Consider the following 10,498-nt stretch of genomic DNA (forward strand, 5'->3'; position numbering starts at 1 on the left):
GTGGCTCGATATGAAAAACCGCACAAACCGGATAAAAAATTATTGCTGGCTCTGGGCAGACGGCTCCGGTTCCTGCGTGAGCGCCAAAAATTAACCATCGAGCAGTTGAGCGCGGCTGCGGACATCAATTTCAAATATCTGCAGCGCTGCGAGACCGGACGAAGCAATCCGTCTATTTCCATATTATTCGCCATAGCCGGCGGACTGGAGATAAGACCGGAGAAAATTATTACGGGAATAAAAAAATCCTAAACCGTTGTTTTAGCCCAGCGCCACATCCAAAATCATCATGACCAAAAAACCACCCATGACCGCCAGAGTGCCCAGATTGGAATGTTCGCCCAGATGCGCCTCGGGGATCAGCTCTTCCACAACCACATACAGCATCGCCCCCGCCGCAAAAGCCAGCAGCCAGGGCATATACGGTGCGATCAAACCGGCTACGGATACCACCAGCAGACCGAACAGCGGCTCAACCGCGCCTGACGCGCAGCCCAGCAAAAAAGCCCGGCGGGCAGGCAGGCCCTCCTGTCGGAGCGGCAGGGCTACCGCGGCGCCTTCCGGAAAATTTTGAATGCCGATGCCCAAAGCCAGCGCCAGCGCGGACATGTACAACGCCGATCCGCCGCCGTGTTGCGCGGCCAGCGCAAAAGCCAGACCGACCGCCATGCCCTCCGGAATATTGTGCAGAGTTACCGCGGAGACCAACAGCGTCGTCCGCTTCAGGGAATTGGACAGGCCTTCGCGCACATTGGTGAAAGCGTGTAAATGCGGAATGATCCTGTCCAGCCCGTACAAAAAAAGCACGCCAATAACCAACCCGCCGGCAGCGGGCAGCCAGCTGATCTGTCCGGCCGCCGCGGTTTCCTCGATCGCCGGCATCAGCAGGCCGAACACCGAAGCGGCGATCATTACTCCAGCCGCAAAGCCGAGGAACAAAGTCTGCATTACCTTGCTCGTCCGCTGACGAAAAAAGAAAACCAGCGCCGCGCCCAGACAGGTCATTAAAAATATAAATCCGACACCGCCAGCCGCCCACAAAAAATCGCGCATATATTTACTCCTGCGCCAGCAGCGCGGCAAACGCCGCCATTATTTCCGGCGTATCCCATTCCATGCTGCCGATCACCCTGACTATAATCCGGCCTTTTCGGTCGATGAGATATGTCGTCGGAAAAGCGGTGACCCCGTAAAGTCTCGTGGTTGCTTTACCGGAAATATCTAACCCCGCCGGAAAAGAAAGTTTATTCTCCGCCAGAAAAGCGCGCACGGTTTCCGGTGTTTCCTGATAATTTACCGCCAGCATTTCCAGACCCTGCGGCTTAAATTTTTGATAGAGCCTTTCCATAGAGGGCATTTCATCCTCGCAGGGGCCGCACCAGCTCGCCCAAAAATTTAAAAACACCACTTTGCCGGACAACTCCTGAATATTGCATGTGCCGCCGGACGCCAGCGGCAGCGTAAGGTCAACGGCCGGACGCGTTTTTCGCAAGACCGGCAGGCCAGCCGTGGCAAAAGCCTGGCGCACCTCCGGCGCGACGTAGACATTTTGGGAAACTTTATTGCCGGCGGACAACGCCAGAGAAACAAAACACAGGACTAAAATTATTTTACGCATAAAAAACTCCTTTTTTAAAATTTTTAATAAATCAATTCACCGGCTCAGCAGTGTGGTCAGTGCCTGAAAACGGCCGGTCAGCACCAGTAAACCCAAAATGATCAGCAAAACGCCGCTGATTTTCTGAATAACGGGCAGCGCCGCGCGCCAGCGTGTGATTATCCGCCAGAAACGCTCCAGAAAAACAGCCGCCAGCAAAAAAGGCAGACCTAGACCAGCGGAATAAGCCGTCAAATACCAGGCTGCCGCGCCAGCTTGTCCGCTCTGTCCGGCCAGCAGCAAAATACTGGCCAGTATCGGGCCGATGCAGGGCGTCCAGCCGGCGCCAAAAGCCGCGCCCGCCAGCAAAGCTCCGCCCGCGCCTTGCGGCCAGCGCGCGAGATGAAAACGTTTTTCGTAATTCAGGAAAGCCAGAAAATCAAACAAAATATTTAAGCCCAGCATGATGATGATCAGGCCGGACAGCCAGCGTATATACAGCGCCGCGCCGCCCAGCAAAGAAAATCCACCGGCCAGAAGCAGGCTCAAAGCGACAAATACCAGACTAAAACCACAGATAAAACCGAGCGTGCGGGCGAGAAAATAGCCGTTCAGCGGCGGCGCTTCCTGTTTGAGCTGTTCAGGAGTAAAACCGCCCAGCAGGCAGAAATATGAGGGAAGCAGCGGCAAAACACAGGGCGAGAAAAAAGAAAAAAGCCCGGCCATAAAAGCTACCCATACCGACAGATGATTGTTCATAGCCTATTAGTATATCATTTTTTAAGCCGCAGGTCTTTAATGACCAGCTGTAATTTTTTGTGTCCCTGCCATTCGTTGATAGACAGATTGAAGGCGATCTCCAGATTGGGGTTTTTTTGAACGAGCGGATAGAGATTGGCCATATTCCAGCCTACGCCGTCGATAATGTCCTGCCCATTGGTCAGCGAAAGTTTCAAATGTTGTTTATTGCCGCCGATCTTGGCGAAGTCGTAAATGGACAGCTCGGTCGTCGTAAAAACCGGCTGCGGATTGTTCTGGCCAAACGGATTGAGCTTTTCCAGTTCTGCGGCCAGCGCGGAAGTGATCTGCTCTTTAGGCAGCGCGGCGTCGATCGGCAGCTTGGCGATGTAATTATCCGCCGTGCTGTTCTCAGCCAGAGCCTTACGGTAAGCCTGTTTAAATTCTTCGATACGGTCGCTGGCGATCTCAAATCCGGCCGCTTCCTTGTGTCCGCCGTGGTCTTTGAGCAGATAGGCGCATTTTTGCAGCGGACTAAAAATATCCAAACCAGGCAGCGAGCGGATCGAACCGCGGCCGCCGCCGCCGGAAACCGCGATCAGCACGGTCGGCCGGTTGTACTGCCTGACGATCTGCGCGGCCACAATGCCGATAATGCCCGGGTGCCAGTTTTCCGCGGACAGGATAAAAACTTTCTCGGCGTTTTTGTCCGGCAATCTTTCAATGATGGCGGCCACTTGAGCGTTGATCTTGCCGCCGATTTCCTGCCGCGCGGCGTTGAGCTTGTTTAATTCCAGAGCCAGCTGTTTGGCGTGCTGGTAGTTGGTTTCCAGCAGCAATTTGACGGCAACAGCGGAATCGCCCATCCGTCCAGCGGCGTTGACGCGCGGCCCGAGACCAAAACCAATGTCGCGCGCGGTAAGCGTCTGTCCGGTTAATCCGGCCGCATCGGCCAGTGCGCGCACGCCGACTCTTTTTTGCGGATTGATCTCGCGCAGGCCAAAAATCGCCAGCGCGCGGTTTTCTTCCAGCAGAGGAACCACATCGGCGATCGTGCCGAGCAGCACCAGATCGAGATACTGCCTGGTCTGGCTGTAAGGCGCCTGGCCTTTGAGCCGAAACATTTGTTCGGCAAATTTAAAAGCCACGGCCACACCGGCGATACTGCGCCCGGAAAAAGCCGGATCGTTGTTCATTTTAGGGTTGACCAAAAAATCAGCCGGCGGAAAAATAACCGGCGGGTTATGATGATCGGTCACGATCACGCTCAGTCCCAGCTCTTTGGCGTATTTGATCTCCTCGTAATTGCTGATGCCGCAGTCTACGGTCACAATTATTTCCGTGCCGTCTCCGCGGATTTTTTGTATGGCGGTTTTGTTCAGGCCGTAACCCTCGGAGAAACGATGCGGTATATAGTAGCCCAGTTTGGCCGCGCCGAGCTTTTGCAGAGCGCTGTAAAGCAGCGTCGTGCCAGTCACCCCGTCGACATCGTAATCACCGTAAATAGTAATTTTTTTAGACAGGTTTTTCAGCAGATAAGCCGCGGCTGCGGCGATACCGGGTATTTGCTCCAGCGGCGCGAGGTCTGACAGCGAGGGATTAAGAAAAACGGCGATATCCGCCGGAGCGCTGATTTTCCGATTGCGTAAAACCGCGGCGATCACGTCAGCGCGGCTGCCCAGCGCGGGCTGTTCCGCCGGCCGCAGCCATTCTTGATTGAGCAGCGAGAGTTTGGGCAAAGCTAAACCCGGACTAAAAACAACGGCTGACCGGCTTCCACCAGCTGCGCGTTGGCGACCAAAACTTTTTCGATAGTGCCGGTGGTGTCCGCCTCGATCTCATTAAAAGTTTTCATGGCTTCGATGACGCAGACAGGCTGGCCTTTGACCACCACCGTGCCGACACTGACCAGCGGCGGACTGTCCGGGGAAGCCGCTTGATAAAAAGCGCCGGTCATCGGCGATTTAATTTCCTGCAGACCGGCGGCAGGTTTCTCCGCGGCGGGAGGTTCCGCGGTTTTGGCCGGAATAGCCCCGGGATTCTGGTCTTGCGGCACGACGGCCGCCGCAGGGCTTTTCTGGATCTCGATCTTAAAATCGTTTTCCTCGACGACCAGCCCGTTGATATCTGCCTGCTCGACGAGTTTTATCAGCTCTGTTATTTTTTTGAAGTCCATCTATTTATTTTATCCGAGCGGTTTGCGGTTTGGCAAATAGAATTTTGTAGGTGTAAGATAAAGATATGCCCGCGCTGTCCGCAACCGATCCGGAAAATCGCCATTTTTTTTGGCGCGGTCTGGCGTTGTTTTTGTTCCTGGCATTTATCGCGGTAAATTTATTTTCGGATATTTACGGGATCGCCCATTGGGGACACGAACATGACTGCGCCGGCGCGAACGGCGGTTGCGCTGTGTGTCTGGCTGTGCAGGCCGCGCAGAGTTTAAATCTAAAATTATTTGTGCCCGGCGCGCCGGCGCTGCCGGTCTTATTTTTTCTGGCGGCGGCTATTATTTTAAATAAGCCGCGCGGCGGGAGCTTGTTCAGCGCCACGCCGGTTGATCTGAAAGTGCGCCTGAATAATTGAAAGCCTCTGCCTAAAAAATTTTAAGCAGGAGGTTTATTTTCCATGAAAAAGTTATTATTTTTAAGCGCGCTGGCTTTGCTTTTGCTGCTAAGCGGCTGCGCTTCACGTCCCGCCGCGGCGGACGGACGGCTCAATGTCGTAACGACAATTTTTCCGCAGTATGATTTTGTGCGGAATATCGCGGGCGATAAAGCCAATGTTACGCTGTTGCTGCGGCCGGGCGCGGAGAGTCATTCTTACGAGCCGTCGCCGCAGGATATTATTAAGATCAAGAATAGCGCGGTTTTTGTTTACACCGGCGGTGAGTCCGACGACTGGGTCGAGAAAATCCTGGCGGCGCTGGACACCAGCCAGATGAAAATTATAACGCTGCTGGACTGTGTTCCTGTCGTGGAAGAAGAGCTGGTCGAGGGGATGCAGGATGAAGAGGCAGAACACGAACACGAGGCTGAGGCCGCGCCGGAATATGATGAACATGTTTGGACTGCGCCGCGCAATGCCAGATTGATCGTGCAGAAAATTGCCGAGGTTCTCTGCGCTGTGGATACGCCTAATGCCGCTGTTTATCGGCAAAACGCTAAAAATTATACGGCGGAGCTGGATAAACTGGACGCGGATTTCCGCGCTTTGATCGGCGGAGCCAAAAGGAAAACTTTAATTTTCGGCGACCGTTTCCCTTTCCGTTATTTTGCGGACGCTTACGGCCTAAAATATTTTGCGGCTTTTCCGGGCTGCTCGACCGAGACCGAGGCCAGTCCCGCCACGATACGTTTTTTGATCGACAAGACGAGACAGGAAAAAATTCCGGTGGTGCTGCACATCGAGCTGTCCAATCAAAAGATGGCCAGAACAATAGCTGAAGCGGCGGGAGCGCGGGTGCGGCAGCTGCACGCGGCGCATAATGTTACGCGTCAGGATTTTCAGAGCGGCCTGGGGTATTTGGATTTTATGCGCCAAAATATCGAAGTTTTGCGGGAGGCTCTCTACTGATGACGCTCTCCTGCCAAAATGCCGCGCTGGCTTACGACGGCAATGTCGCGGTCAGCGGGCTGAATTTTTCCGTGGCGGCCGGCGACTATCTCTGCGTCTTCGGCGAGAACGGATCGGGCAAAAGCACGCTGCTACAGGGTCTGCTGGGGCTGAAAACTCCCTGCGCCGGAAAAATTGTTTGTTCTGCGGACTGGCGCGGGCCGGGGGTCAGCTATTTGCCGCAGCAGACAGCCGCGCAAAAAGACTTTCCGGCCAGCGTGCACGAAGTGGTTTTGTCGGGGCGTATCGGCCAGCTGGGCTGGCGGCCTTTTTATTCCGCGGCGGATAAGCAGGCCGCGCAGACCAGCCTTGAACTTTTGGGCTTGGCACGTCTGCGCGGCCGCTGTTTCCGCGAATTGTCCGGCGGGCAGCAGCGGCGGACGCTCCTGGCCAGAGCTTTGTGCGCCGCGCAAAAACTGCTGGTGCTGGACGAACCACTGTCCGGCCTCGACCCGTCCGCCGCGCAAAATGTCTATGCGCTGCTCAAAAAACTGAACAAGGCCGGACTGACTGTTATTATGGTCTCGCACGATTTGCGCGGCGCGCTGCGGCAGGCTACGCATATTTTGCATTTGCAGAATAAGCAAAAATTTTTCGGCACGGTCAAAGATTACAAAAAATGGCGGGAGAAAAACCATGTTTAGTTTTTTTGCGGAAATGTTCTCTTACGTTTTCATAGTCCGCGCGCTGATCGTCGGGCTGCTGGTCTCGCTCTGCGCCGCGCTGCTGGGCGTCAGTCTGGTGCTGAAACGCTACTCTATGATCGGCGACGGTTTGTCCCATGTCGCTTTTGGCGCGCTGGCTGTCGCTTCCGCCTGCCACGCCGCGCCGCTGGCGGTGTCCGTGCCGGTGGTCTTGCTGGCGGCCGTCCTGCTGCTGCGGATCAGCGAAAACAGCAAAATCAAAGGCGATGCGGCGATTGCTCTTATTTCGACCGGCGCTTTAGCGATCGGCGTGACGGTGATCTCTGTGACGACCGGCCTGAATACCGATGTCTGCAATTATCTTTTTGGCAGTATTTTGGCGATGAGCAGAAGTGATGTGTATTTAAGCGTTGGTCTGGCGCTGGCTGTGCTGCTGCTATTTATTTGTTTTTACCAGAAAATTTTTGCCGTGACGTTTGACGAAAATTTTGCGCGCGCCGCCGGGGTCAAAGCCGATTACTATAATACATTTATTGCCTGCCTGACGGCTGTGACTATCGCGCTGGGACTGCGCATGATGGGCGCGCTGCTGATCTCCAGTCTGATCGTTTTTCCGGCGCTGACCGCCATGCGCGTCTGTAAAAAATTTCAAACGGTCACGCTGCTGGCTGCCATTATTTCGGCTGGTTGTTTTCTCGGCGGGCTGATCGTTTCATATCTTTACGCCACGCCGACGGGCGCCAGCGTAGTCCTTATGAATATCGCCCTGTTTTTGTTTTGCGGTCTGCTGGCCTGGCTGCGGGCCAGAGGCTGGCTGCGGATAATCCTGCCTCTGGTGATCGCGGGTAGCCTGCTGGCGGCGGAAGAAAAGATCATTGAGATCAAAGAAAATTTTTTCGTGACGCAGACCAATGAGATTTACGCCAATGCGCCGGATTATCTGGGACGAACGCTCAAATACGAGGGGATTTTCAGTATGTACGAAGATCCGGATTCCGGCAAAAAATATTACGCGGTGATCCGTTACGGCCCGGGTTGCTGCGGCACAGACCTCAACGCTGGTTTTGAGGTGGTCTGGGATAAAGAATATCCGCAGGCCAATGACTGGGTGGAAGTGGCCGGCAAATTGGAGGAATACGATGACAATGGTATTCGTGCTTTGCAGTTGCGCCTGACCTCGCTCAAAGTCCTATCCGTGCGCGGCCAGGAACAAGTCCTGCGTTAAAGCTTAACGCGATTGGTTTTTGTGGCGCGGCTCGTGATATAATTTTTTTATATGAATAAGATCGAACAGGCAATCGCTGAAATCCAGCAGGGCAAAATGATTATTGTGGTCGATGACGAAGCTCGTGAAAACGAAGGCGACGTGGTCTGCGCGGCGGATTTTATCACGCCGGAAAAGATCAATTTTATGATCTCTCAGTGCAAAGGTCTGGTTTGCGCGCCGATCACCGCGGAAACAGCCGCGCGGTTGCATATTCAGCCGATGGTGCAGAACAACGAAGACCCCAAAAAAACCGCGTTTACAGTCTCGGTCGACGCGGCGGGAAAACATGGCGTTACGACCGGCATTTCCGCGGCGGACAGGGCTGTCACCGCCAGGCTGCTGGCCGATCCGCAGGCCGCGGCGGCGGATTTCACCCGTCCGGGGCATGTTTTTCCGTTAATAGCCAAAGCGGGCGGGGTGCTGCGCCGCGCCGGTCATACTGAAGCGGCCGTCGATCTGGCGCTGTACGCCGGTCTGTCTCCGGCGGCGGTTATTTGCGAGATCATCAAGCCGGACGGAACTATGGCGCGTCTGGACGATTTGCGCGTTTTTGCCGCGGAGCAGCAATTAAATATTTACACGGTGCGCGACTTGATCGCCTACAGTCTGAGCCGGAATATTTTGATCGAGCGCACTGAGGAAGTGCACCTGCCGACCGCGCGCGGTATTTTCAAAGCGGTTGGTTTCCGCGAAAAAAATTCTGGCCATGAACATATCGCGCTGCTCAAAGGCGATATTGGCGGCGAGGATGTGCTGACCCGCGTGCATTCCGAATGTCTGACCGGCGATGTGTTCGGCTCCCTGCGCTGTGATTGCGGTAAGCAGCTGGACTACGCTCTGCACGCGATCGAGCAGGCTGGCCGCGGCGTGCTTCTATATATGAAGCAGGAAGGCCGCGGCATTGGTCTGGTCAATAAATTAAAAGCGTATAAGCTGCAGGAAAACGGCCGCGACACGGTCGAGGCCAATGAGGATTTGGGTTTTCCGGCGGATTTGCGCGATTACGGCATCGGCGCGCAGATTTTGGCGAGTCTGGGCGTGCGGTCGATACGTCTGCTGACCAATAATCCGAAAAAAATTATCGGTCTTGAGGGTTACGGCATCAAGATCACCGGCCGCGAGCCGATTGTCATCGAGCCGACGCCGCACAACCGCAAATATTTGGACGCGAAAAAAACTAAATTGGGGCATTTGCTGCCGGATGACAGGTAGCGCCGGGCACCGCAACTTGTGCGGCCTGGAGAGATCGTGCTCCCCGGAGGGATTAAATAAATACCCAATCTCTCACAGAGAGTCCGGCTAATTAAACTTTGATTCGCAACCAACCAACAAAAAGCCTTGTAAAATCGTGCTAAAATTCCGACATGTTATTAAACAACACCGAATACCTATCCGTCCTCAGCGATATCCGTTCACGCATTAAGGCGGCGCAATACCGTGCCAGTCTGAGTGTGAATCATGAACTTCTTGCTCTGTATTGGAGTGTTGGTAAAACGATTAATGAGCATAAAATTTGGGGTGGCAAATTTATCCAGAATCTGTCTAGAGATATAAAAGGCGCTTTTCCAAATTTACAGGGATTTTCTGTTAGGAATATGCAGTATATGGCACAATTTGCAGGCATTTATACTGAGAAAGAATTTACGCAACAACCTGTTGCGCAATTGCCGTGGAGACATCATGTGGTCTTGATGGACAGCGTTAAAAACGCTACTGAACGTAAATGGTACGCTTCCCAAGCCTTGGAAAATGGCTGGTCTAGTAACGTGCTGGATATGCAGATAGAAAATGACCTTTATAAACGGCAGGCTTTGGCTGATAAGACTACTAATTTTAAGCGAAACCTGCCGTCTCCACAAAGCGATTTAGCGCAACAATCTTTGAAAGATTCTTATATCTTTGATTTTATCGAAGCCAGGCAAAATATGATGGAACACGAAATAGAGCATGAATTAGTTGGCCGCCATATCACTCAATTCTTGTTAGAGCTGGGAGCTGGTTTTGCTTTTATTGGCAATCAGTATCACCTGGAAATAGGCGATCAGGATTTTTATATTGATCTTTTATTCTACAACTTGAAGCTGAGATGTTATGTTGTAATTGAGTTAAAGGCTAAAGAGTTTAAGCCTGAGTATGCAGGCAAACTGAATTTCTATGTATCAGCCGTGGATGACATGTTGAAGTCCGAAACTGATAATCCAACTATCGGCATCCTGCTTTGCCGCAAGAAGAACAAATTGATCGCTGAATACGCCCTAAAAGATATAGACAAGCCGATTAGCGTCAATGAGTTTAAACTGTTGGCTAAACTGCCCAAGGAATATGAGAATATCTTGCCGACAGCGGAGGATATTGAAAAACGGTTAAAGTTGCCAGAGCAGATTGATGAGAAATAGGTATTAACCCACTAAGGCTCTTTTATTTTTGCTGCTGATTGTTATTGGTTGGCAATGAATACTTCCATTGACAGACACAATTTCTGTTATTACAATAATTAAATGCAATGCAATAGATTAAACATAATTAGAAAGAAATTCAAAGACAGCCCGGATTTGACCGACAGCGATAATCCAGAGCTTGCCGCTGAATATTTTAGAAAAGCCAAAAGACCCGGTCGTCCTAAAAAAGAATTTCGCAAAG

General features: G+C 52.8%; 11 protein-coding genes and 1 pseudogene. 7 read left to right on the forward strand and 5 right to left on the reverse strand.

Annotated features, from left to right (window positions below; genetic code table 11):
* The coding region (locus LBJ25_06345; protein ID MDR1453573.1) for a helix-turn-helix domain-containing protein at nucleotides 1-252 on the forward strand (252 nt) is incomplete at its 5' end.
* Between the two features lie 9 nt (nucleotides 253-261).
* Here the strand turns inward: LBJ25_06345 and LBJ25_06350 are convergent.
* Genes LBJ25_06350 through accB form a run of 5 tightly spaced genes read right to left on the reverse strand, consistent with a single transcriptional unit; the run spans nucleotide 262 to nucleotide 4,511 of the window.
* Complete coding sequence (locus tag LBJ25_06350) at nucleotides 262-1,053, reverse strand: ZIP family metal transporter (protein ID MDR1453574.1); 792 nt, start codon at nucleotides 1,051-1,053, stop codon at nucleotides 262-264.
* Between the two features lie 4 nt (nucleotides 1,054-1,057).
* Nucleotides 1,058-1,618 (reverse strand): TlpA family protein disulfide reductase, encoded by a 561-nt coding sequence (locus LBJ25_06355; GenBank protein ID MDR1453575.1) that lies wholly within the window; start codon nucleotides 1,616-1,618, stop codon nucleotides 1,058-1,060.
* Between the two features lie 36 nt (nucleotides 1,619-1,654).
* Nucleotides 1,655-2,356, reverse strand: coding sequence for a cytochrome c biogenesis protein CcdA (locus LBJ25_06360; GenBank protein ID MDR1453576.1), 702 nt, complete (start codon nucleotides 2,354-2,356; stop codon nucleotides 1,655-1,657).
* Between the two features lie 14 nt (nucleotides 2,357-2,370).
* The gene (gene recJ / locus LBJ25_06365) at nucleotides 2,371-4,074 is read right to left on the reverse strand and encodes a single-stranded-DNA-specific exonuclease RecJ (protein ID MDR1453577.1); all 1,704 of its coding nucleotides are present in this window, start codon (nucleotides 4,072-4,074) and stop codon (nucleotides 2,371-2,373) included.
* A gap of 2 nt (nucleotides 4,075-4,076) precedes the next feature.
* Complete coding sequence (gene accB / locus LBJ25_06370) at nucleotides 4,077-4,511, reverse strand: acetyl-CoA carboxylase biotin carboxyl carrier protein (GenBank protein ID MDR1453578.1); 435 nt, start codon at nucleotides 4,509-4,511, stop codon at nucleotides 4,077-4,079.
* 65 nt (nucleotides 4,512-4,576) lie between these two features.
* On the opposite strand from accB, the gene LBJ25_06375 reads away from it, so the two are divergent.
* The 6 genes and pseudogenes from LBJ25_06375 to LBJ25_06400 all read left to right on the forward strand — a co-directional run bounded on the left by LBJ25_06375 (nucleotide 4,577) and on the right by LBJ25_06400 (nucleotide 10,254).
* A complete protein-coding gene (locus LBJ25_06375; protein ID MDR1453579.1) occupies nucleotides 4,577-4,918 on the forward strand; it encodes a hypothetical protein in 342 nt (113 codons plus the stop codon).
* 42 nt (nucleotides 4,919-4,960) lie between these two features.
* Nucleotides 4,961-5,908, forward strand: coding sequence for a metal ABC transporter substrate-binding protein (locus LBJ25_06380; GenBank protein MDR1453580.1), 948 nt, complete (start codon nucleotides 4,961-4,963; stop codon nucleotides 5,906-5,908).
* A complete protein-coding gene (locus LBJ25_06385) occupies nucleotides 5,908-6,591 on the forward strand; it encodes a metal ABC transporter ATP-binding protein (protein MDR1453581.1) in 684 nt (227 codons plus the stop codon). Before LBJ25_06380 ends, LBJ25_06385 begins: the two co-directional genes overlap by 1 nt.
* A pseudogene (locus LBJ25_06390) lies at nucleotides 6,584-7,360 on the forward strand (metal ABC transporter permease). The gene LBJ25_06385 and the pseudogene LBJ25_06390 overlap by 8 nt, the downstream one beginning before the upstream one ends.
* Before the next feature lie 507 nt (nucleotides 7,361-7,867).
* Nucleotides 7,868-9,070 carry a bifunctional 3,4-dihydroxy-2-butanone-4-phosphate synthase/GTP cyclohydrolase II gene (locus tag LBJ25_06395; protein MDR1453582.1) on the forward strand — a complete coding sequence of 401 codons (1,203 nt, stop codon included), beginning with the start codon at nucleotides 7,868-7,870 and terminating at the stop codon, nucleotides 9,068-9,070.
* Nucleotides 9,071-9,222: 152 nt separating this feature from the next.
* Entirely contained in the window at nucleotides 9,223-10,254 is a 1,032-nt protein-coding gene (locus LBJ25_06400; GenBank protein MDR1453583.1) for a PDDEXK nuclease domain-containing protein, read from the forward strand.
* Nucleotides 10,255-10,498 lie beyond the last annotated feature (244 nt).

The sequence above is a fragment of the Candidatus Margulisiibacteriota bacterium genome (assembly GCA_031268855.1).
In the GTDB taxonomy this organism is placed as follows: domain Bacteria; phylum Margulisbacteria; class Termititenacia; order Termititenacales; family Termititenacaceae; genus Termititenax.

Coding starts and splice junctions, on each gene's coding strand:
- accB (MDR1453578.1), bottom strand. CDS start 4,511: ATGGACTTCAAAAAAATAACAGAGCTGATAAAACTCGTCGAGCAGGCA.
- LBJ25_06355 (MDR1453575.1), bottom strand. CDS start 1,618: ATGCGTAAAATAATTTTAGTCCTGTGTTTTGTTTCTCTGGCGTTGTCC.
- LBJ25_06380 (MDR1453580.1), top strand. CDS start 4,961: ATGAAAAAGTTATTATTTTTAAGCGCGCTGGCTTTGCTTTTGCTGCTA.
- LBJ25_06395 (MDR1453582.1), top strand. CDS start 7,868: ATGAATAAGATCGAACAGGCAATCGCTGAAATCCAGCAGGGCAAAATG.
- LBJ25_06360 (MDR1453576.1), bottom strand. CDS start 2,356: ATGAACAATCATCTGTCGGTATGGGTAGCTTTTATGGCCGGGCTTTTT.
- LBJ25_06350 (MDR1453574.1), bottom strand. CDS start 1,053: ATGCGCGATTTTTTGTGGGCGGCTGGCGGTGTCGGATTTATATTTTTA.
- LBJ25_06375 (MDR1453579.1), top strand. CDS start 4,577: ATGCCCGCGCTGTCCGCAACCGATCCGGAAAATCGCCATTTTTTTTGG.
- LBJ25_06400 (MDR1453583.1), top strand. CDS start 9,223: ATGTTATTAAACAACACCGAATACCTATCCGTCCTCAGCGATATCCGT.
- LBJ25_06385 (MDR1453581.1), top strand. CDS start 5,908: ATGACGCTCTCCTGCCAAAATGCCGCGCTGGCTTACGACGGCAATGTC.